The following is a 23,052-nucleotide window of genomic DNA, read 5'->3' on the forward strand; positions in this document are numbered from 1 at the left end:
GCCATCATGAGTTGGGGATATATGGGAAAGGTGCCGGGGCGGGGAGACTTCCTCACCCATAACGTGCACCCGGAAATCCGCGACCTGTTTTTCGAGTGGTGTCAGGCCAGTCTGGCTGTCAGCCGCGATCAGTTGGGGGATGACTGGATGGATGCCTATCTGACCGCGCCGATCTGGCATTTCTGTGCCGGCCCCGGAGGCATGGCGGAAACCGGCGTGGTGGGCACCATGATCCCCTCCGTGGATCGGGTGGGTCGCCATTTTCCCTTTATTGCCGTGGCGGACTATAGCGGCATAGCCATGGATGCCTGGCGCCACCCGGACTGGGCTGCGGCCATGGAAGACAGTATTCTGGCGGTACTGGATGACAACTGGGAAGAAGACCCCTGGCGTCAGAAGCTGGCCGATGTGCCCCTGCCCACGTCCGACAGTACCCGTCTGGCCTGGCCCATGACAGAGGGCAACGTGATGATTCCAGGGGCGGCACGGGAATCCGAATGGCTGGACGCCCTGCTGCGGCGCCAGAACGGGCAGGCCGTCTGGTGGACTCAGGGGTCGGCGTTTGTAGAGCCGGCGACGCTACTGACCGACGGGTTGCCCAAAGTGGGCCAGTTTGCAGCGATGATGGTGGGAAAATGGCAGAATCATGGTTGGCAACAGGCAGAACTTGAGGAGTAGCGACAGCATGCAGACGGAATCCGTGGCGTTTACCCATCGGGGAGCGGTCCGTGAACATAACGAAGATGCCTTCGTTGAGTTCACCGACAGCGGTCTCTGGCTGGTGGCAGACGGCATGGGTGGCTATCGCGCCGGTGACGTGGCCAGTCAGCTAATCTGTGACACGGTTACCAGTGCCCGGCGGCGACATGACGGTATGCTGGGCAAAGTTGAGCTGGAGCAGGCAATCCAGCAGGCCAACCAGCGTATCCGGCAATTCGGTCGCGAAGAGCTGGCAGGCCAGACCCTGGGGTCCACGGTAGTGGCCCTGTTGATCGAAGGGGATATGTACCACCTGTTCTGGGCCGGAGACAGTCGTTGTTACCGGTCTAGGGGTAATGAAGTAACCCAGCTTTCACGAGACCACAGTCAGGTGGCGGATATGGTGGAGCAGGGTGTGCTGGACGAGCATGAAGCGGAACGACACCCGCTGGCCCATGTCATTACCCGGGCCCTGGGGGTCGATGACGCCCTGACCCTGGATTACCGTTGCGGCCAGGTGGAGCCGGGCGACCAATTCATGCTCTGCAGTGATGGTGTCAGCAAGGAGCTGGGAAGCGCTGAAATCAGGGAGTTCCTGAACGGCGGCCCGATCCATGATGTCAGCCTGGCGATGATGCATTCACTGCTGATAAAGAAATGCAATGACAACATCACCTGTATTATTGTTAAAGTGCCTGAACGTTGCTATAGTCCAAGCGACGTGACCGGAGGGGACGATGAGACGATCCCGATGAGACTCCGGTTACTGTAACGTGATGGAATACGATTGATGGACCAACAGTACGACGGCAGGAAGCCTCATGACGGATCAGACCGCCCATCTCCTGGACATACCCGCATTGCTGGCAGACATCTCCCAGGACCTTCCCTGTGGCGATGACACCCGCGAGGATGCGTCTCCCACATCGCCCTATTTCGCCCTGAAGGACCTTCGCAGTCAGGCCCGCGCGCTCGAGCGTCAGGTACTGGCGGATGATGAAGTCGTTCAGGTCCCCCAATGGCGAGAGATGGCGCGGGAAATCCCGGTTCTGCTGACCGAGCGCACCAAGGATCTGGAGTACGTGGCCTGGCTGACCGAGGCTCTGTGCCGTGAGCACGGATTTGTGGGTCTGGCCGATGGCTTCATGCTGGCCCGGGAGCTGCTGCTGAATCACTGGGACAACCTCTATCCGACCCCGGACGAGGAAGGCCCGGACACCCGGATTGCGCCACTTGTGGGGCTGAACGGCCTGGAAGCCGAGGGCACCCTGATCCAGCCTATTCTGTCGGTTCCCCTGTTTCAGTCCGATAATGGCGGTTCCTACGCCGCCTGGCACGCCGAGCAGGCCGCCGAAGTCGGTCGTCTGGACGAGGATCGTGCCCGCAACCGTATCAAAGGTGGTGCCGCTTCGCCGGAGGATCTGCAGGCAGCGGTCGCCAGCACGCCGGTCGACGAGCTGGCCTCCACCCGGGAAGCCATCCATCGGGCCCAGCAGGCGTTCAGCGAGTTGTCGGACGTTATGGACGAGGTCATGGGCGAGCCCCAGCCCACCACCAATATCCGCCAGGCCCTGGACCGCTGCCTTGCGGTGCTCTCCCATCACGCCGGCGCGCGCATTGATGAATGGACCCGGAAGCATGCCCCCGAGGCCATCGTGGAACCTGGCCCGATCGATGATGCCGAAACCGGTGAGGAAGCAGGTGCCGATACAGCACCACGTCAGAAGGTGGATCCGGTGCAGGTGGCTATCGACAGTCGGGCCGAGGCCCTGGCTGACCTTCGCCGGCTGTCGGACTTTTTTCTCAAGACGGAACCCCATTCCCCGGTGTCTTATGCCATTCGCCAGGCCGTGCGCTGGAGCGAACTGTCGTTGCCGGAACTGATGCAGGAATTGATTGACGATGGTGGTGCCCGTAGTGGCTTCTACCGTCTAACCGGTGTGCCGGCCCCCGAGCCGCGGGAGTAAAAGCGGCACCTCAGGAGCCTCTGAATAGATCCTGACAGGCTCTGGGATCAGAAACAGGCAGGATCTATTCAGACGCTCCCCAACCAGTGAAGCGCTACAGGAGACAGAGACATGGACAGCATTCACGACAAACTATCCAGGGTCCGGAAGCCCCGGGTACACATTACCTATGATGTTGAAACCGAAGGGGCAATGGTCAAGAAAGAGCTGCCCTTTGTCGTTGGCGTCATGGGGGATTTCTCGGGCAACAACAGTGACAGTCCCAAGCCGCTGAAAGACCGTCGGTTTATCCAGATTGACCGTGATAACTTCGATGATGTCATGCGCCGGATGAGCCCCAAGCTGAGGCTGAAGGTGGACAACAAGCTGTCAGACGACGACTCCCAGATGGCCGTAGAGCTGGCGTTCAACTCCATGGATGACTTCCAGCCTGCGGCGGTAGTCAACCAGGTGGAGCCGCTGCGGGAGCTGATGGAAACCCGTAACAAGCTGCGGGACCTGATGACCAAGGTAGATCGCTCCGAAGAGCTGGAAGAGCTGCTGGAGCGCGTTCTGAACAACTCCGATGATCTGCAGAAGCTGAATGCCGATCTTGGTGAGACAGAAGGGGACAGGGAATGAGTGCCGAAACCCAGGCGGCGGAAAACGAAGCCGCGTTAGCCGAAGAAGCGTCACTGAGCCTGCTTGACCAGGCCATTGGCGCCACCAAACAGACCGAAAGCGACCGTGCCCGTGAGCTGATCCGTACCCTGGCTGACGAAGCCATGAAAGGCACGGTGACCTGGAACAAGAACCTGACCATCACCTTCCGTCAGGCCATTGCCCAGATTGACCGGCTGATTTCCACGCAGCTGTCCGAGATCATGCACCAGGAGGAGTTCCAGCAACTGGAAGGTTCCTGGCGTGGCCTGCACCATCTGGTGTCCAACTCCGAAACCAGCGCCACCCTGAAGATCCGCATGCTCAACATGAGCAAGAAAGAGCTGCATAAGGATCTGTCCAAGGCGGTGGAATTCGACCAGAGTCAGGTCTTCAAGAAAATCTACGAATCCGAGTTTGGTACCGCTGGTGGCGAGCCATACGGCGCCATGATCGGTGACTACCAGTTCACCAACCATCCCAACGACATCGAGACCCTGAGCCTGATGTCCAACGTGGCGGCAGCCGGCTTCTGTCCGTTCGTGTCCGCCGGCGGCTCTGGCCTGTTCGGCTTCGACGACTGGACCGAACTGTCCAAGCCCCGGGACCTGGAAAAGGTCTTCGAGTCCCTGGAATACACCAAGTGGCGCTCCTTCCGCGAGAGCGAGGATTCCCGCTTCGTGACCCTGACCATGCCCCGCGTGCTGGCGCGCCTGCCATACGGTGAGGCCACCCGTCCGGTCGAAGAATTCGGTTATGAGGAGTTCGAGCTGGATCCGGAAAGCGGCATGGCGGTCACACCGGATCATGAAGATTACTGCTGGATGAATGCGGCCTATGTCATGGGCAGTCGCATGACCAATGCCTTCGCCAAGTACGGCTTCTGCACGGCGATCCGTGGTGCCGAGGGTGGTGGCAAGGTGGAAGGCCTGCCGGCCCACATCTTCCAGAGTGACGATGGCGACCCGGACCTGAAGTGCCCCACCGAGATCGGCATTACCGATCGTCGTGAGGCGGAACTGAGCAAGATGGGCTTCCTGCCCTTGTGTCACTACAAGAACACGGACTATGCGGTGTTCTTCGGTGCCCAGTCCTGCCAGCGTCCGAAAATCTATGACAACCCGGATGCCACCGCCAACGCGGCTATCTCCGCGCGTCTGCCGTACATGATGGCCACGTCCCGTTTTGCGCATTACCTGAAGGTTATGGCCCGGGACAAGATCGGCTCCTTCATGGAGGCGGAAGACGTGGAGAACTGGCTGAACCGCTGGATCCTGAACTACGTGAATGCCTCCGAAGGCGGTGGCCAGGAAATCCGTGCCAAGTTCCCGCTGGCGGATGCCCGGGTGCAGGTACGGGAGATCCCGGGTCGTCCCGGTGCCTACAATGCCATTGCCTGGCTGCGGCCCTGGCTGCAGATGGAAGAGCTGACCACGTCGCTTCGCCTCGTGGCCAAGATTCCGGAAATGGGCAGCTGATCCCACGCGGGATGAAACCCGTCCAGAGGATCAGGAATGAACGATAAGCAGGGATGCTTTATGGGCGCAGCGCTGAGCTTCGTTGACAAGGACTACCTCGATCGCCAGCCCCCGGCGAAGGCCACGGTCATACCCGACCGCGGCTTTGCCGAGCGGCTGGTGGCCGAGGCTGACGACCTGCAGGCGCTGTTGCTGTTGCTGGGCCGCACAGACCCGGAAAAGCAGTGGGGGCGGTCGGATATCACCGCACTGCTGGCCGGCATGCTGGTTCGTCTGGACCGGCTGCTCAACGAACAGCTCAACGCCATCCTGCACCACCCGGAGTTTCAGGCCCTGGAGGCCAACTGGCGCGGTTTGCTGCTGCTGACCGACCAGGCACTGGAAAGCGATAACGAAGGCCTGGTGAAGGTCCGCTTTCTGGACCTGAGCTGGAAACTGCTGCGCAAGGACCTGACCCGGTCCATCGAATTTGATCATTCCCGGCTGTTTGCCAAGATCTATTCCGAGGAATTCGGCAATCCCGGTGGCGAGCCCTTCGGGCTCTTGCTGGGTGCCTACACCATCAGCCACCGTACCGAAGGTGGCCAGTCCAACATGGATATCCTCAAGGAGCTGTCACGGGTGGGGGCTGCTGCTTTTGCCCCGGTGATCGTCAATGCCGACCCCAGCTTCTTCGGTGTCGATCACTTCGCCGATCTGACCGCCGTCAGCGAGCTGGAAAGTCATTTCAGCCAGCCGGAACTGGTGAAGTGGCGGGCGCTCCGGCAGGAGGAAGACGCCCGTTTCCTGGGGATCACCATGCCACGGATGATGATGCGGCCACCGCATCTGGGTCCGGGGCAGGGCATCGAGGGTTTCCGTTTCCGGGAATCCGGCAGCAACGTGGCCCGGGACTACCTCTGGGGGCCGGCCTGTTTCGGCTTTGGCACCGTGGCTATCCGTGCGTTCTGTGAATCCGGGTGGTTTGCCCATATTCGTGGCTACCGCCCGGAACGGGTGGCCCACGGCGTGGTGGACAATCTGCCGTCGATACAGAAAAGCACGGAAACCGGGGCGCTTTTCCCCAGCCGTAACGCGGTGGACTGGCAGATCACTGACCGGATGGAGCGGGCCCTGGCGGACGAGGGTTTCGTGCCCCTGGCGCCATTGGCCAACACCGAGATGCTGACGTTCCACTCGGTGCCTTCGGTGCAGGAGCCGGCCACCTATGGCAAGCCAGCAGCGGATATGAGCGCACGGCTTTCCGCAATGTTGCACTACACCTTGTGCGTGTCCCGTTTTGCCCATTACCTGAAGGTGATGGGGCGTGATCGGGTCGGCGGATACCGATCGCCGGAGGATTGCGAAGAGCAGCTGCGCAAGTGGCTGCGTTCCTACACCATGGCCAGCGAAGGGGCTTCGGATGAGATGCGGGCACGCTTCCCGTTGCGGGATGCCCAGGTCTCGGTCAAGGCCCGTGTGGGCGATCCGGGCAAGTTCTATTCGGTGATTCGCCTGCAGCCTCATTTCCAGATTGATCAGCTGGTCACAGGTATGAAACTGATCACCGAGTTAACACCTGTTAATCGAATATAATGCGTTGGCTTGCTCCGGCAAGCCATGCAGCCAGGACGCTGGATGAAAGGACAACCTACTGGCCGGCAACCGGCCACGGAAGAAGGAAACAGAGAATGGATGCGATCAGGGAACTGCTGTCTTCAGGCCAACTGGAAGAGGCCATTACCCACGCCCAGAACACACTCCGCAAAGATCCTTCAGCCACTGACGTGCGTGCCTGCCTGATCGAACTGCTGTGCCTGGATGGCCAGCTCGAGCGCGCCGACGACATGCTGATGTCACTAGCCAAACACCAGCCCGACTGGCTTGCCGGTGCCGCCAACATGCGCCAGCTGATGCGGGCTCAGCACGCCCGTCTGGCCCTGGCCGAAGGCAAGCTGGCTGACGACGTGGTGGCCACCGAGGGTGAACAACTGGAAGCCCTGCTGGCGGTCAACCTGAACCTGTTGGAGGGCAACCCCCAGGCGGCGTCCGAGGCAGCCAGTACGCTCGAGGCAGGCCGCACCGATACCCGCTACCGCGTTGGTGAGCAGGAAGGGGACTTCCGCGATTGTGATGACAGCCTCGCCGGTTTCTTCGAGGGGCTGGGTACCGACGGTCACTACTATCTGTGGTTGTGGAGCGATATCCAGGAAGTGGAATTCCACGCCGCCTCCTCCCCCGTTGAGCTGATCTGGCGTCGCGCCAGCGTCACACTCAAGGATGGCCGCCAGGGCGAAGTCTTCGTACCCCTGACCTACCTGCGCAGTCAGACGTCGGGCCAGAAACTGGGTCGGGAAACCGACTGGGAGGAACACGAGGGCGGCCTGGTTACCGGCCTTGGTCTGAAGATGTTCCTGCTGGGTGATGACGCCGTCACCCTGGAAAGTGTCAGGCGGCTGGAATGCTGCGACGAGCCGGCAGCCACTGAAACCGCCGACGCAGAGGCCAACGGATGAACACCAAACTCCAGATGAGTCTGCTTGACCGGCTGGCGGAAGGGGACGACAGCCGTCCGACCCTTGCCCGTATCCGTCAGGCCGTGCGGCGGGATCTGGAGTGCCTGCTCAATGCCCGCCGCTCCTGGCTGCCGCTGGAGCAGGGGGGCAGGGAATTGCAGACCTCGGTGCTGGGCTATGGCCTGCCGGATTTCACAGTGATGGATCTGGGCACGGACGACGGGCGCCAGTGGCTCTGCGACGAGGTTCGCGACACCATCAGCCGGTTCGAGCCACGGCTGACCCGGATACAGGTCACCATGCCGGACGCGGATGCCCCGCTGGACCGACAGTTACGGCTGCGTATCGATGCCGTGCTGCTGGTGGACCCGGTGCCCGAGCCGGTGTCATTTGATTCGGAAGTGGAGCCGGTCACCCTGGCGGTGACCCTTCAGGAGTGTGCCTGATGAGTGAAGAGCTTCTTCAGTATTACAACCGCGAACTGGCCTACCTGCGCCGTCAGGGAGCCGAGTTTGCCCGTGCCTACCCGAAAGTGGCAGGCCGGTTGCGGGTGAGTGATGAAGCCGTTGAAGATCCCCATGTGTCACGACTGCTTGAGGGCGTGGCTTTCCTGACGTCCCAGATTCGCCAGCGTCTGGACGGACACTTTCCGGAACTGACCGATATCCTGATGGGCAGCCTGTACCCGGATTACCAGGCGCCTATCCCGTCGATGACGGTATTGCAGCTGACGGCCTCCCGGGCCCAGACCCACTGTTCGCCGCTCACCGAAGGCCAGGCGTTCGAAACCCGGGTGGAAAAGATGCCGGACTGCGAGTTCCGTGCCCCCGGCGAGCACTACATTGCGCCTGTTACGGTAGAAAGTGCCGACTTCCAGAACGCGCCCTTTGATGCGCCCCGACCGTTGGGCACGGAAGGCGCCCAGAGCGTGATCACTCTGCGCCTGTCGGCCCCGACGCCGTTCAGCGAAATCGACCTGCCGTGGCTGAGGTTCTTCCTCCACGGTCAGGCCCACCTGAGCAATGAACTCTACGACCTGATCCATCGCACCGGGCTGGGCGTTGCCGTTTCGCCGGTGAGCGATCGGCGGCAGCTGACCTTCCTGCCGGCCAACCGCATTCGCCCGGTGGGCTTTGACGAGTGCGAAGCCCTGGTGCCCTACAGCAAGCGCAGCATGGAAGGTTACCGGCTGCTGACGGAATTCTTCCTGTTCCCGGAAAAGTTCCTGTTCACCCAGCTTGACCAGATGACCGGTTGCTGGCCGGAGTCGAAGGAAATCGACGTTACCTTCTACCTGTCGGAAACCTCCTCCGAGCTGGAGAAGAGCTTCCAGGCCGAGCACATGCGGCTGTGGTGTGTGCCGGTGGTCAACCTGTTCGAGGAAACCCTGGAACCCTCGCCACTGGACGATACCCGCCACGAGCACCGACTGGTCTCCCGCTACCGCAAGGCGGATGCCTTTGAAGTAGTCAACGTGGCCTCCGTGTCCCTGGTGAACAGCGGCAAGATACGCGAAATGGCCCCCTACTATGGCCTGGGGCATCCCCGCTGGCAGACGGACCTGGACCTGTTCTGGCATCTGCAGCGGCGCCCGGCGGACTGGGTTGGCGGCCAGATGGAACCAGGCACGGAAACCATCCTCAGCCTGGTGGACAACCGTTACGAGAACCGCGACCTGGACGCGATTCCCGATGACGAGGCCCTGGTTATCAAGGCCCAGTGCTGCAACCGCAACGTGCCGGACCGTCTGCCCTTCGGTGGTGGCGACCCGACCTTCAAGGCGGTGTCCGAACCCCTGATCGACAAGGCGGTAGCCCTGCTGGCCCCCACCTCCACCGTGCGACCGGAACTGGAGGGCGCGAGCCGGTGGCAGTTTATCCGTCACCTGAACCTGGAGTACTTCACCGGTGACGATGCCTGCGAGCGCCTGAAGGCCGTACTGCAGCTGTACGACTTCCGCCAGACCCCGGAATCCCGGGCCATGGTGGAAGGCATCGAAAAGGTCGAGGTACGCCGGGTGGCTGCAAGGGTAGGCAAGGGCGTGCGCAGCGGGCTGACCCAGGGCACCGAGTTCCGGGTTACCTTCTCCCGGCCCCGTTACGCTGGCACCAGCATCTATCTGTTCTCCGCGGTACTGGACCGGTTCCTGGCCCAGTTCGCCCAGCTCAACAGCTTTACCCGGCTGCGCATCCGCCTCAGCGGCCACAGCCGTGACTACCACACCTGGCCGGCACGGGCCGGCGAAAGGGAGCTGGTATGAAGCGGCCCCTGGGAACCTTCTTTCGCGAGGTCTGGCGTACTGAGCGCCAGTTGCCGGGTGAGAAGGCCAGCTACCATCGTGTGGGCCACGACGGCTGGCCAGAGCGGGAGCTGGTACGGTTCCGGTCAAGCCAGCACATGGGCTTTGCCGGCCAGGACGTGGTGGAGCGCAAGGTGAACCGCCTGTCCAATGGCCTGCAGCAGGCGGAGTTGACCGTAGACACCATGGGGTTGACCGGTGCCCGTGGTGCCATGCCCGCCCATTACTCGGAAATGGTGCTGGCACAACTGAAGCAGAAGTCACCGGCGATGCGGGACTTTTTTGACCTGTTCAACCACCGGTTGCTGTCGCTGTACTACCGCAGTTGGGAAAAGACCCAGCCGGCGGTCCATCAGGAGCGCCAGGGTGAGGATGACTTCACCAACATTCTCAAGGCCCTGACCGGCAGTGAACAGCAGTGGGAAATCTGGTACGGAGGTGCCATGTCGCGGGGGGCCCGTTCCGCGGCCACCCTGCGGTCGGTGCTGTCGGACGTATCGGGCATGCCGGTAGCGGTTCGTACGCTGCAGGGCGGCTGGGTACGGGTGGCATCGGAAGACCAGAGCCGGTTGCCAACGCGGCGGGATCCGGAAGGGCAGTACGCCCGGCTCGGGGATGCCATGCTGGGCAGCCGCGCCTGGATGGCGGACCGGGGCGCCGACGTGGTGTTCTACCCCGGCAACCGTCAGCAGGTAAAGGATGTATTACCCAAAGGGCGTTGCAGTGCCGCGATCGCCCGCATGGCTCACCGTCTGGTGGGTGGCCAGACCCGGGTGCGCTACCTGCTGGTAGCCAGGGCCCGGGACCTGACCGGCGCCTGCCTCGGCCAGCATGGCCGCCTGGGGGCCGACAGTTTCATAGCCGCAGGGCCGACCTCTGACCAGCAGGTGGAAGTCAGCTTCAAGCCAAGCCAAGGAAAGGAATAAGCGCGATGTCCTCAATGACTCTGAAGTCACTGGTAGAGAAAATGAATGACAGCACCCGTCAGGCCCTGGAAGGCGCTGTCGGGCAATGTTTCCAGCGGACCCACCACACCGTGGAAACCGAACACCTGCTGAAGGCCCTGCTGAAGTCGCGGGATCAGGACCTGGTGGTGGTTCTGGAGCATTTCGGCCTGAGCCTGGATCGCCTGGAAGACGAATTGAACGAGGGCCTGGAGAGCTTCCGCACGGGCAGTGGCGCCACCCCGAGTCTGTCGCCACGACTGGTGGACCTGCTGCGCCAGTGCTGGCTGGATACCTCCATCGAATTTGGTGAACCCGCGATGCGCGGCGCCACCCTGCTATACACCCTGCTGAACGACCCGGCCATGGCCGCCCTGGCAACCCGCCACGCCCGCGAACTGGAGCGCCTGGACCCACAGCAACTGCTGTCCAGCTGGGCCCAGCTGCGGGAGCAACTCGGTGGCAGTGAGGCGCCCGAACCCCGCCGTCCGGCAGGCCGGGGCAAGGAAGAGCATCTGTCCCAGTTTACCATCGATCTCACTGCCCAGGCCCGTGAGGGCAAGCTGGATCCGGTGCTGGGTCGTGACGATGAAATCCGGCAGATGATCGACATCCTCACCCGTCGCCGCCAGAACAATCCGATCCTCACCGGTGAAGCCGGTGTCGGCAAGACCGCGGTGGTCGAGGGCCTGGCCCAGCGCATCGCCGATGGTTCCGTGCCCGAGGCCCTGAAGAAGGCCCGGCTGCTGACCCTCGACCTGGCCCTGCTGCAAGCCGGCGCAGGCGTGAAAGGTGAGTTTGAGAACCGGCTCAAGGGCGTGATCGAAGAAGTAAAGAACTCCATTGATCCGGTTATCCTGTTTATCGACGAGGCCCACAACATGGTCGGCGCCGGCGGCCAGGCCGGACAGAACGATGCCGCCAACCTGCTCAAGCCGGCCCTGGCCCGTGGTGAGTTGCGCACTATTGCCGCCACCACCTGGGCCGAGTACAAGAAGTTCTTCGAAAAGGACGCTGCCCTGACCCGTCGCTTCCAGGTCGTCAAGGTGGACGAGCCCTCCGAGGACATTGCCATCCAGATCCTGCGGGGCCTGGCCCCCACCCTGGAGAAGCACCACGGTGTCATTATCACCGACGAGGCGGTGGGCACCGCGGTACGCATGTCCATGCGCTTCCTGGCTGGTCGCCAGCTACCGGACAAGGCCGTGGCCTTGCTGGATACCTGTTGTGCCCGCGTGGCCATGAGTCAGGCCAGCATGCCGACACTGCTGGAGAAGGCCCGTGCCGAACTGGCGGCCCTGGAGCTGGAGGACGAGATCCTCGCCCGGGAAAGCCGCACCGGTGCCGACCACAGCCGCCGCCTGGAAGAACTGGCCAACCGCCGCCAGCAGGCCGAGGAAAAGGTCGAGCGCCTGGAGAAAATCTGGCAGACCGAACAGACCCTGGTGGCCTCGGCCTCCGAGCTGGGGGAAAGGCTCAGCGAGGAAGCGAACGACGAGCTGTGTGCCGAACTGAACGAACTGCGCTCCCAGCTGGCCGAGCGCGAGCAGCCCATGGTGCATTGGCAGGTGGACAGCCAGCTGGTGTCCGAGGTGCTGTCCGACTGGACCGGTATCCCGATGGGGCGCATGCAGGCGGATGAAGTGGCCGGCATCCTGCAGCTCGACCAGAACCTGAAAACCCGGGTGAAGGGCCAGGACCATGCCCTGGACGATATCGCTGAAACCATTCGCGTGGCCCGGGCCGACCTGGCCGACGAGAAGAAGCCCCTGGGCGTGTTCCTGCTGGTGGGCCCCAGTGGCGTAGGCAAGACCGAGACCGCCCTGGCCCTGGCCGAGCAGGTCTATGGCAGTGAGTCCAACCTCACGGTCATCAACATGTCCGAGTTCAAGGAGGAGCACAAGGTCTCCCAACTGGTGGGCTCGCCCCCCGGTTATGTCGGTTACGGCGAGGGCGGTGTGCTCACCGAGGCGGTCCGCCGCAAGCCGTACAGCGTGATCCTGCTGGACGAGATGGAAAAGGCCCACCCGGGCGTGCAGGACATCTTCTACCAGGTGTTCGACAAGGGGTCCCTGCGGGACGGCGAGGGCCAGGACGTGGACTTCCGCAACACCGTGATCCTGATGACCTCCAACGCTGGGTCCGAGCAGATTGCCGACCTGTACGCCGACGAAATGACCGCGCCGGAAGATCCCAAGACCCTGAAAGTGGCCATCTGGGACCAGCTGCTGGACATCTTCAAGCCGGCCTTCCTGGGGCGCACCACTGTGTTGCCTTACCGGCCCCTGGGGCGTGGACAGCTGGCGGAGATTACCCGCCTGCAGCTGGAGCGCATCAATCAGCGCCTGCTGCGTCATCACGATGTCGCACTGGGCTACGACGATGGCGTGGTGGATGCCGTGGTGGAACGCTGCACCGAGGCCAGTTCCGGCGCCCGCAATATCCAGCAGATCCTGCACCGGGATGTGCTGCCCGCCGCGTCCAGGAAAATCCTGGAATGCCTGGCGGATGAAACACCGATTTCGGCGGTGGATATCACTGTGACCGATGGCGACCTTCAGGTTGTTGTCAGTACACAGGCGGAATCCGAACGCCAGACAGAATCCATGGACGGCGCTTGAGCGACGGCCAGGATGACCATGTCCTTGTTACAGGACGTACAAAAAACCTAAGGAGATACACATGCAAGCGAATACCTATCTGGATTATGACGGCGTTAAAGGCGAAGCCACTGCTAGCCAGTACAAAGACATGATCACCGTGCTTTCCATGGACTTTAACGTTCATCGTGAAATCACGGCCTACACTGGTACCGCGATGGACCGCGAAGCCTCTGCAACCCGCCTGGGCGATATCACTATCACCAAGCTGCAGGACAACGCGTCTCCTGACCTGTTCCGTGAAGCCACCATCGGTAAGGGCCGTAAGGCAGTTTTCTACATCACCAAGCAGGGTGATGAGATTGAAGAGATCATGAAGATCGAACTGACCGATGCCATGATTTCCAACTACAGCCTGTCTGTACAGGGTGATCGCCCCACCGAGTGCATCACCATTTCCTACACCGAGCTGACCATGACGGCCAACCCGGCCAACGACAAGAACGACGTTACTCAGCCGAAGGTATACGGCTACAGTGGTGTCAAGGGTCAGAAGCTCTGATCACAGGGTTTACTGTCTCCGGGAGGGCACCTTCGGGTGCCCTCCTTCCCCCGATTCATTCAGGATGGCGTGGACGTTCATGAGCAAGGAAACTCAGCATCATTTTCTCAAGATTCACAGTTCGCTGGGCGAGGATGAGCTGATCCTCGAGAGGCTAACGGTCAGCGAGGGCATGTCACGACTGTTCCAGATAGAGGTTGGTTTCACCGCCAATCAGCGGATCAGAAACATGAAGCAACACATCGGCGAAGAAGTGGTTATCAGTCTCGCCATGACCGACAAGCTGGGATCCCGGGAACGCTATTTCCACGGCCATTTTCTCGACATCAGCGAGCTTGGCAAGCCCATGCACAACAAGGACGGACAGCGCTACAAAGCGCGGATTGTCCCCCGTGCCTGGTCCGCCACCAGCCGCACCAACTGCCGCATATTCCAGGACAAGACTGCCCTGGACATTGTCGAAATCCTGCTGGGTGAACACGACGTTGCCCACCGCAAGGTACTCAACGGCGCACTCTATACGCACCGTTACTACGTTCAGTACAACGAGACTGACTGGGAATTTATCAGTCGTGTGCTTGCCAACGAAGGCCTGACCTTCTTTTTCGAGCACACCGACAGCGCTCACACCATGGTCATTACCGACAGTGACACGGCGTTCCAGCCGACACTGGAGAACCAGGTGGTGTTTACCTCGCGCAATATCGGTGCCGCCCGTATCTCCCGCTGGGAGCGGGGGTACCGCGCCATGTCCGACCAGATGATGGAGCATGGCTTTGACTTTACCCGCCCCGATGACCGGATTACGACCACCAGCCAGGAGAAGGTACCCGGGGATCTCTTCGGTCAGCGGGAGCTGTTTGAATACCACGGCGAAGACCGCCCCCTGAAGGACAAGGCCAACTTCACCAAGAAACATCTGCAGGCCCTGGCCATGGAGGCGGAAACCCTGGACGCCATCTCAACCTACCGGTCCTTCGGTGCCGGCCTGACCTTCGGCTTCCAGTCCCACGAGGATGGTCCCCAGGACCCCAATGAGTTCCTGATTACCGACATCCTCATCAAGGCGGAAGTGCCCCTGAATGCCGACAACCAGCCGGCGATGGACTCGGTGGCCTACCACAACGAATTCCTGTGCCGCCCCGCCAACCAGCCCTATGTACCGGCGCGCATAGCCAAGCCGGTCATGCCTGGCCTGCAGACCGCCACCGTTACCTGTGCCGCGGGTGAAGAGATCCATGTGGACGAACACGGCCGGGTCAAGGTGCAGTTCCACTGGGATCGGGAAGGTAAGAGAGACCAGAAGAGCTCCTGCTGGATCCGCGTGGCCCAGTCCTGGGCGGGTGAGCGCTGGGGCGCCCAGTTTATCCCCCGGGAAGGGCAGGAAGTGCTGGTGGAGTTCGTCAACGGCGACCCGGACCAGCCGCTGATTACCGGCTCGGTCTATAACGGCAAGAACCAGATGCCCTACGACCCGGAGTCGCAGAAGAACATCTCTGGCATCAAGTCCCGCTCGACCACCAAGGGCAGCGGCGCCAACTATAACGAGATCAGCTTTGACGACACCCTCGGCAGCGAGTGGCTGAGAATCCATGCCGAGAAAGACCACGAACTGACTGTTGAGAACAACCAGACTGACGATGTGGGCGTTGATCGCACCACCACTATCGGCAACGACGACACGGAGACCGTGGGCAACGATCAGACCGTGACCGTTGGCAAGAACCACGTACTCGATGCTGGTGACAGCATCACTATCAAGACTGGCTCTGCCTCAATCACCATGTACAGCTCCGGGTTGATCAACATCGAAGGCAGCATCATCAATATCAACGGCTCGTCGGCGATCAACCTCAAGTCCGCCAAGATCAACCTGAACTGATGGCATTGGCATGATGCAACAGACGCTCGATGAACTCATCGCGACCCGGCGAGCCCTGCTGGCCAGCGACGACGCCTCCCTGGAGCAGCTGCGCCAGGTCGACCGGCGCCTGTTGACCCGGGCCGAGCGGGGCGATCCGGCGTCGCCCCTGCCGGAGAACCTGGCGGAAGGCAGCCTGCTGCCCCTCGTATCCTTGCCCGTGGACGAAGCCACGTTGTGGCTGGAGATTGCCCTGTCCATCGGTGGCGTGCGGGTACGCCCGGCACTGGATGCCCTGGCAAATGAGCCCGACGCCGCAGCGCTGAGCTGGTGGCTGGCAGCCAACTATCCCCACCTGTCGGTAGCGCGGGAATTCCCGGAGTCGCCGGAGCTGCAGATGCTGGCCGCCCGGGCCTACTGGCGCCGGGGGCAGATCGACAAGTTGCCCGAGCCCTGGAAGGAATGGGCCAAGGTACTGGACGGGCGTAACGAGCTCTCCAAGTCACTGGTGGAAGCCCTGTGGGAATTACTGCCCGCCGATGCCAACACCAGCGGATTCGCCAGCTGGAAGGACTGGTTCTATCCACTGATGGTCGGCGCCCACGACGAATGGCAACTGTGGCTGGTTAACTGGCTGCTGGCCGAGGTGGATACCACCACCACGGTCGAGGCCATGGGCGTGAGCTGTGCCCGTCGTTTCCTGTCCTGGCTGGAGGCAATTGGTGCCGGCACCGGGCTGGACGGCAACGAGGAAGTGGCCGATGCCGCCGAGCGGGAGCTGCGCTGGCTGAGGGGTGACCACAGTGGTCGCCAGCCGGAGCCATCCCCCTTCGGTTACCAGTGCTGGGGCGAGATCCTGAAAGACGGCCACGGCCTGGCCCCCGCCAGTTGGCAGAAACGGTTCAGCGCCCTGCCCATGGGCTTTCGCGAGCGCTGCTGGTACTGGAGCGGCCGGCAGATTAACGGGTCCCCCTGGTCGTTGTTCGGAGGCCAATGGTGCGTTGGCGGCTGACCCGGGCCGAGGGCATCCTTGCTGGCACTTCCCTGGACGACATTCTGGACAACGGTGGGGTGCTGACAGGCGCCCCGGCTGCAGTCCCCCGGCACGACGACCATGCCCAGGCACAGGCCTGGCTGGAGCAACAGTTCCGGGGTTACCTGGGCGGTGAGCGCCCGACCTGGATCATCCTGCCGGACCGGGAAAGAGGCGAACGCCATCTCTGGCAGGATCTGGCGGCCGGACAGGTGGAAGTGGGCTTCGGGCGCTCCGGCGTCACCCTGGCCCTGAGCCAGATCAACCGCCTGCAAGCACCGGCCACCCTGGTGGCGATCGACCGCATGCCTGGCTTGCAGCCGCTAACGGAAGTGGAAAGCCGGATGCGAGTTGACCTGGACCCGGACGAGGCCGGGCTCGGCCTGATGCTCAGCCTGGTGGATGGCCGCACGGACGGAAGCACCGACCTGACCGGCCTGCTGGAACAGGCGCGGGCCGTGGTGGCCGAGCCGGAAGTGCTGTTCCTGCCGGGCACCGGCAGCGACGGCAGCCTGGACCGGCTGCTACCCGCCCTGTCGGCGCTGGGTAACTGGGGCGGCAAGGACGTGCGCTGGGAGTTCGCCGAGGCGCGCATCGGGCCACTTGGCACCGTGGGTAGCCTGTTTAACTGGTACTGGATGCACGAAGGGTTCCGGCTGGGCGACTGGCAGGGGCCAGTGGTCATGATGGATATGGATACGAGCCCGCTGGTGGGGGTGTCGGTGGCCGACTACAACGGATAGGGAAACAGGGACAGTATGCAGAAGTTCACCGCAAACGATGGATCGGTTTATATCATCGCCGCCGATATCGCTGAAGGTGTCGGGGGCCAGCCATTAGAGTGGGACGGCGCCAGTGACTACGCCTCGTGGATACAGAACACTTTCCAACGTAGTCTGGACGAAGACCGGCAACGTTGGGCCAGCCTCAGTGGCCAGAAGTCTGCGTCAGCCGACCAGGTAGGCGAAGCCGGTGAGTACCTGCCGCAGATTGGCCAACGGCTTGAGGCTGGCGAATTGAAGGTCCGCAAGTTGCCCAGCGAAGCACCTCCCTCAAACGGTACATGGTTGGACAAGGTCGGCGCGGTCTTTGCCCGTCTTCAGGAATACCAGTCTCCATCAATCGCAGATGCTGATGCTGCCTCAGAACCTGGCGGGGTCAGCGGTGGCTTGATAGGGGCCGATGTGGCTGATGCGGACCTGCAGGGCGATCCCGTAGCGCCAGCCACCGGCGAAGAGGTGTTGGATATCGCCGATTTCACGGTGCCTGCCCCCATGCCCCTGACCTGGCAACGTCGCTATCGCTCCGGCAACTGCGACCGGGACTTGGGCTTCGGCGCCGGCTGGAGTGTGGACTGTCTGCGCTACATCTGGGTGGAAGAGGAAGGTATCCGGGTCCTGGACCACGAGGGCCGGGTCGTGCCTTTTCAGTCCCTGTCACCCGGGCAGATCGGCTGGCAGGTCAGCGCCGGCATGCGCCTGGAATACAAGCACGACAGCCGCATGGTCCTCACCGAAAAGGATGGCACTGCCTGGCGCTTTTCCACCACCGACAACCACCTGTGGCACCCGGTCTCCGTCCAGAACCTGCGAGGCCAGCAATGGCGCTTCCAGTACGACCGGGACCACCGCCTGGACCGCATTGAAATCGCCCCGGAGCGCCACCTCCAGCTCCAATGGACAAGGCCCGGTCCAGATGCAAGGGTTCTACTCAGCAAGATTCTGCTGTGCCAGGACGACCACCGCTCGGTGCTCGCCACCTATGACTACAGCGACGAAGGCGACCTGATCGCCAGTAACAGCCACCATGGCCGCGAGACCTACCATTACCAGGGCCACCTGCTGGCACGCCGCGAACTGCCCACCGGCTACGGCTTCCGCTTCCGCTGGCAGGGACATGGTCCGGGCGCCCGGTGCCTGCACAGCCGGGGTGACGACGGCCACCACGAGTTCCATTTCGACTACCAGCCGGACAAATATCAGACCGCCGTCACCGACGCTTTCGGCAACACCCAGATATTCCACTACGACGAGCAGGGCCGCATCATCGCCCGCCAGGAGCCTGATGGGGCCACCTACCAGTGGGCCTACGACGACAGCAGTGGCCTGCTGGAGGCCTACCGTCTGCCGGATGGTCGCACCACCCGGTATGGCTACGATGCCTGGGGCCGAAAGGTGGTGGAAGAACAGCCGGACGGCCGCCAGCACCGCTGGCACTACAGCGCCATGGGCTTCTGCACCGGCGAACAGACCCCGGATGGCCTGATTACCCGCCGCCAGTTCGACAGTATCGGCCGCCTGCTCAGTGAAGAGCGCCCCGACGGCAGCCAGTGGCGCTACCAGTACGATGCCAATGGCTGGATGACGAAGGCCACCAGCGATACCGGCGAAATCCGCCGAATCGGCTACAGCCCCAACGGTGAAGTGGTGGCCGATGAACGCCAGGGCAACCTCCACCGCTACGCCTTTGATCCACAGGGCCGGGTCGCAGGCACCCTGCAACAGGACCTGGTTACCGAGTACGACTACGAGGGCGCTAAACTCCTCGCTGTCCACCAGTACCCGGAACAGGCCCCGGAGCAACGCCGCAGCCGGCAGTTCGGCTATAACGACTCCGGCCTGCTCACCACCTACACCAACGCAGTGGGCAACACCCACCGCTACGACTACGCTCAACTGGCCCGCCCCTTTGCTTACCGACGGCCAGACGGCCACAGCGTGGGGTACGACTACGACCTGGAGGAACGCCTGACCCGGGTCACGCGGGCCGACGGCAACCAGTGGCAACTGGGCTGGAACGCCCGGGGCAAAGTGGAACGGTGCCAGGCCCCGGACGGCCGCGATATCCGTTTCCATTACAATGAAGCAGGCGAGATCATCCGTCGGGAACACCCGGACGTGTGGGTACAGACCGTGGAGCGAGACGAGGGCGGCCGGGTCACCACCCAAACCAGCCAGGGCAAGGACCGGGCGCCAGTCACCCGGCACTACCAGTACGACAAGTATGGTCGCCGCACCCACGCCAGCTGCGCCGACCGAAAGGTCCGCTGGACCTGGAATAACAAGGGCCAGGTCACCGAACACCACCAGGACCAGCACACCACAAGCTACACCTACACCACCGGCGGCCACCTGGAAACCATTAGCTTTCCGGATGGCACCAATGTCCAGTACCGCTACGACAAGCACGGTAACTGGACCCACCTGGACATCAACGGCCAACCCGCCATCCGCCGCACCCTGGACACCCAGGGCAGGGAAACGGAACGCCAGGCAGGCAACAACAAACAGACCCAGATCCACGACCGCTACGGCTGCCTGATCAAACGGCGCTGGCAGGGCACAACCCCTGCCACAAGGCGTTACCGCTGGGACGCGGAATCCCGGGTGGAAGCCGTCATCGACAGCCAGAACGGCGAAACCTATTACGAGCGGGATCCCCAGGGCCAGCTGATCAGAGAAAACGACATCACTTATCGCTACGACCTGGGTGGCAACCGCATCCCGGAAGGCGGCAAGGTCGAGAATGATCGTTTGATCGAAACCAACAACGACAAGCGGGAATACGACGCTCTGGGTGCGGAAATCCGCGTCATCGGCAAGACTACCGAACACCGCAAGTTCGACGCTGAAGGCCAACTCATTGAAGTCAAAAAGCCCGGTATTCATGTGGTCTACGGGTATGACGGTCTCGGCAGGCGGGCGTGGCGCAAAAGCGAAGCGGGTACTACCAGTTACCTTTGGCACAACAATGTTTTGATGGGGGAGCAGGCTCCGGAAGGGCAGTGGCAGTGGTACATCCGCGATCCTAAGACCGACGAGCCCTTGCTCACTCTGATCGATGGTCAGCCTCATTTCTATGAGTTGGATTGGCGGATGATGCCGATTCGGCTTTGGAGCAGTGAAGGTGAGCTGGTTTGGCAGGCCAATGCTGATGCCTGGGGGTACTGCCGGCCTGAAATGCCGAAGGGTTATGTTCATCAGCCTATTCGGTTGCCGGGGCAGTTTGAGGATGAGTTTACTGGGATCGTTCAGAACCGTTTCAGGGAATACCAGCCAACGCTGGGGCGATACCTTACCCCTGATCCCATAGTTTTAGATGGTGGGGCGAATAGCTTCCGGTATACCAAAAATCCCGCAGACTACATTGATGATCTAGGGTTGGAGCAAAGTTCGATTTCACCAAACGATATTGCGATTTCAGAGCGCCGCGGTAGCGAAGATCTAGTGGGTGTTGAGAAAATAGATGTTGGGATGGAATCGGGGGAGCAGGGAGTTAAGACTGTTTCGCCGGCAACCCAGCCAAGTGCTTCCGGATATCGGTCAGTCTCTCCTGATCCCGGTTTGCCTCAGCATGCCAGTGAAGGGTCGAGCTTGAACTTATTCAAGCCAGGATCTCTTGAGGACCTCGCGATCGGAAGGGAAAATGCCGATAGTCCTAATGAGTATGAAGTGTTTGCACACGGTGATCAGGCCACAGTATTCGATGACATTGAGGGAGAGCGAGTTCCGCTAAGCGCTCAAGAGTTGGCGGATCGTATTCGTGCAGACAGTGCTTACGACCAGGGCATGCCCGTGCGTTTAGGTTCCTGTAATACAGGAAAGGGGCAAGAGAATATTGCTCAAGAGTTGGCAAATGAGCTTGATGCCAAAGTGATTGCTCCGAACCGATATTATCACCCTGCTAATTACAGTCTGGATAATCAGGTTCGCGGAAGGTGGGGTTTCCCGAAGGGTGAATGGGTTGTTTTTGAACCGAAATAAAGGGGCTGGGAAAGGGATATGTTTCAAAATGTTTTGTTTTTTTTTAAAGTTGTTGGTGCTTCTATTTTGCTCTGGCTTTTGGGTGAGGTGTTAACCCCTGGTATGATGCTGTTTCCTGAGGGGGGGAGGTTGGACCTATTGTTTGATTTGGTTTTTTTTTCTAATGCACTGAAATTACTTTCGATACTCTATCTATGCTTGGAGTTGCTCGGTATTTTCTGGTGGAAGAATGTAATTAATCTCATTTTAGGCTTCGTTCTATTAGCCTTCGCTATCTATATTGTGAGCAATTTTTTTGTGATCTAATAAGTAATTGTGTGTCCGGAAATTCGTTTTTAAGTGTAGCGGTAAATTGTTTTCCAGCAAGGAGGACATAGTGAAAATGTTGTATGCCGTTCTCGGCGCGGTTGTCGTCCGTATGTTCTATCTGTTGGTCCGGCAGGTCAGAAAGGGTTTTGCTTGGGAAAAAGGAAAAAAGGAAAGGGACAGGCAGTAGAAAAAACAGCCCCAACGGCGAGGTGCTGGCCGACGAACGCCAGGGCAACCTCCACCGCTACGCCTTTGACCACCAGGGCCGGGTAGCAGGCATCCTGCAACAGGATCTGGTCACCGAATACGACTACGAGGGCGCGAAACTCCTCGCAGTGCACCAGTACCCGGAACAGGCTCCGGAACAGCGCCGCAGCCGCCAGTTTGGCTACAACGACTCCGGCCTGCTCACGACCTACACCAATGCCGTGGGTGACACCCATCGCTACGACTACGCCCAGCTGGCCCGTCCCGTTGCCTACCGGCGGCCGGACGGTCACAGCGTGGGCTACGACTACGACCTGGAAGAACACCTGACCCGTGTAAAAAAGGAAAGGGACAGGCAGTAGAAAAAATGCTCTGGGTGCCGAAATCCGGGTTATCGGCAAGACCACCGAACACCGGAAGTTCGACGCCGAAGGCCAACTCATCGAAGTGAAAAAACCCGGTATCCATGTGACCTACGGCTATGATGCGCTGGGCAGACGGGCCTGGCGCAAGAGCGAGGCTGGTACGACCACTTATCTTTGGCACAACGATGTGCTGATGGGTGAACAGAATCCGGAAGGGCAATGGCAGTGGTACATCCGCGACCCGAAAACTGAGGAGCCGCTGCTTACCCTGATCGATGGTGAACCTCATTACTACGAGCTGGACTGGCGGACGATGCCGATTCGGTTGTGGGACGAGGGCGGAAACCTTTTGTGGCAGGGTAATGCTAATGCCTGGGGCCACTGCCGGCCTGAAACTCCGGCGGGGCCGATTCATCAACCCTTGAGGCTGCCGGGGCAGTTCGAAGATGAACTGACTGGCTTTCATCACAACCGTTACCGGGAGTACGATCGGCAAGAGGGGCGTTACCTGACGCCGGATCCGTTGGGCGTGCAAGGTGGGTTAAATCCTTACCGATATACCCGAAACCCCGCAGACTACATCGATCCCTTGGGCTTGTCCTATAATAAGGCGATCACACCCGATAATGCGGTAGAGGCAGAGGAGGCAGTTACCCAGTCCGTTGCAGCACCTACTGGCATTATTGCTCCGCCAGAGCCTAATCATTATAGGGATACGGCGATGGGCCCTATGTGTCAGCGTAGTTGTCGCCTGATGATTTCAGAGGACAACCATGCCCTATTACTCGCCGGAACGTAAGGAAGCCATTCTCCAGAAGATGGCGCCACCTC

At 61.1% G+C, this 23,052-nt stretch carries 18 protein-coding genes; all 18 read left to right on the top strand.

Annotation, left to right across the window (positions count from 1 at the left end):
- The first annotated feature begins 6 nt into the window (after window positions 1–6).
- The 18 genes from tagF (at window position 7) to ACFOZ5_RS03360 (ending at window position 23,020) form a co-directional block, all read left to right on the top strand.
- Entirely contained in the window at window positions 7–678 is a 672-nt protein-coding gene (tagF, locus tag ACFOZ5_RS03275; RefSeq protein ID WP_379885384.1) for a type VI secretion system-associated protein TagF, read from the top strand.
- 7 nt (window positions 679–685) lie between these two features.
- Window positions 686–1,471, top strand: coding sequence for a PP2C family protein-serine/threonine phosphatase (locus ACFOZ5_RS03280; protein ID WP_379885385.1), 786 nt, complete (start codon window positions 686–688; stop codon window positions 1,469–1,471).
- Window positions 1,472–1,520: 49 nt separating this feature from the next.
- Window positions 1,521–2,666: a type VI secretion system protein TssA gene (tssA, locus tag ACFOZ5_RS03285; RefSeq protein WP_379885386.1), complete on the top strand. Its 1,146-nt coding sequence runs from the start codon at window positions 1,521–1,523 to the stop codon at window positions 2,664–2,666.
- Window positions 2,667–2,777: 111 nt separating this feature from the next.
- Window positions 2,778–3,287 carry a type VI secretion system contractile sheath small subunit gene (tssB, locus tag ACFOZ5_RS03290; protein ID WP_379885387.1) on the top strand — a complete coding sequence of 170 codons (510 nt, stop codon included), beginning with the start codon at window positions 2,778–2,780 and terminating at the stop codon, window positions 3,285–3,287.
- The gene (gene tssC / locus ACFOZ5_RS03295) at window positions 3,284–4,783 is read left to right on the top strand and encodes a type VI secretion system contractile sheath large subunit (RefSeq protein ID WP_379885388.1); all 1,500 of its coding nucleotides are present in this window, start codon (window positions 3,284–3,286) and stop codon (window positions 4,781–4,783) included. The genes tssB and tssC (ACFOZ5_RS03295) overlap by 4 nt, the downstream gene beginning before the upstream one ends.
- A gap of 36 nt (window positions 4,784–4,819) precedes the next feature.
- Window positions 4,820–6,358 (top strand): type VI secretion system contractile sheath large subunit, encoded by a 1,539-nt coding sequence (tssC, locus tag ACFOZ5_RS03300; protein WP_379885389.1) that lies wholly within the window; start codon window positions 4,820–4,822, stop codon window positions 6,356–6,358.
- Window positions 6,359–6,453: 95 nt separating this feature from the next.
- Complete coding sequence (locus ACFOZ5_RS03305) at window positions 6,454–7,278, top strand: type VI secretion system accessory protein TagJ (protein ID WP_379885390.1); 825 nt, start codon at window positions 6,454–6,456, stop codon at window positions 7,276–7,278.
- The gene (gene tssE / locus ACFOZ5_RS03310) at window positions 7,275–7,724 is read left to right on the top strand and encodes a type VI secretion system baseplate subunit TssE (protein ID WP_379885391.1); all 450 of its coding nucleotides are present in this window, start codon (window positions 7,275–7,277) and stop codon (window positions 7,722–7,724) included. The genes ACFOZ5_RS03305 and tssE overlap by 4 nt, the downstream gene beginning before the upstream one ends.
- Complete coding sequence (gene tssF, locus ACFOZ5_RS03315; RefSeq protein WP_379885392.1) at window positions 7,724–9,538, top strand: type VI secretion system baseplate subunit TssF; 1,815 nt, start codon at window positions 7,724–7,726, stop codon at window positions 9,536–9,538. Before tssE ends, tssF begins: the two co-directional genes overlap by 1 nt.
- Window positions 9,535–10,503: a type VI secretion system baseplate subunit TssG gene (gene tssG, locus ACFOZ5_RS03320; RefSeq protein WP_379885393.1), complete on the top strand. Its 969-nt coding sequence runs from the start codon at window positions 9,535–9,537 to the stop codon at window positions 10,501–10,503. Before tssF ends, tssG begins: the two co-directional genes overlap by 4 nt.
- A 14-nt stretch (window positions 10,504–10,517) precedes the next feature.
- Complete coding sequence (gene tssH, locus ACFOZ5_RS03325; protein ID WP_379885428.1) at window positions 10,518–13,142, top strand: type VI secretion system ATPase TssH; 2,625 nt, start codon at window positions 10,518–10,520, stop codon at window positions 13,140–13,142.
- A gap of 61 nt (window positions 13,143–13,203) precedes the next feature.
- Window positions 13,204–13,683 (top strand): Hcp family type VI secretion system effector, encoded by a 480-nt coding sequence (locus ACFOZ5_RS03330; protein ID WP_379885394.1) that lies wholly within the window; start codon window positions 13,204–13,206, stop codon window positions 13,681–13,683.
- Between the two features lie 79 nt (window positions 13,684–13,762).
- Window positions 13,763–15,565, top strand: coding sequence for a type VI secretion system Vgr family protein (locus tag ACFOZ5_RS03335; RefSeq protein ID WP_379885395.1), 1,803 nt, complete (start codon window positions 13,763–13,765; stop codon window positions 15,563–15,565).
- Window positions 15,566–15,575: 10 nt separating this feature from the next.
- Entirely contained in the window at window positions 15,576–16,556 is a 981-nt protein-coding gene (locus tag ACFOZ5_RS03340; protein WP_379885396.1) for a hypothetical protein, read from the top strand.
- Complete coding sequence (locus ACFOZ5_RS03345) at window positions 16,538–17,320, top strand: hypothetical protein (protein WP_379885397.1); 783 nt, start codon at window positions 16,538–16,540, stop codon at window positions 17,318–17,320. The genes ACFOZ5_RS03340 and ACFOZ5_RS03345 overlap by 19 nt, the downstream gene beginning before the upstream one ends.
- A 15-nt stretch (window positions 17,321–17,335) precedes the next feature.
- Window positions 17,336–21,340, top strand: a complete 4,005-nt coding sequence (locus ACFOZ5_RS03350; protein WP_379885399.1) for a DUF6531 domain-containing protein — start codon at window positions 17,336–17,338, stop codon at window positions 21,338–21,340.
- Window positions 21,341–21,858: 518 nt separating this feature from the next.
- On the top strand, window positions 21,859–22,218 hold the full coding sequence (locus ACFOZ5_RS03355; protein WP_379885401.1) for an RHS repeat domain-containing protein: 360 nt from the start codon (window positions 21,859–21,861) through the stop codon (window positions 22,216–22,218).
- An 85-nt stretch (window positions 22,219–22,303) separates the two neighbouring features.
- Window positions 22,304–23,020 (top strand): RHS repeat-associated core domain-containing protein, encoded by a 717-nt coding sequence (locus tag ACFOZ5_RS03360; protein WP_449288617.1) that lies wholly within the window; start codon window positions 22,304–22,306, stop codon window positions 23,018–23,020.
- The last annotated feature ends 32 nt before the right edge of the window (window positions 23,021–23,052 follow it).

Source organism: Marinobacter lacisalsi, from assembly GCF_042651045.1.
GTDB lineage: Bacteria > Pseudomonadota > Gammaproteobacteria > Pseudomonadales > Oleiphilaceae > Marinobacter > Marinobacter lacisalsi.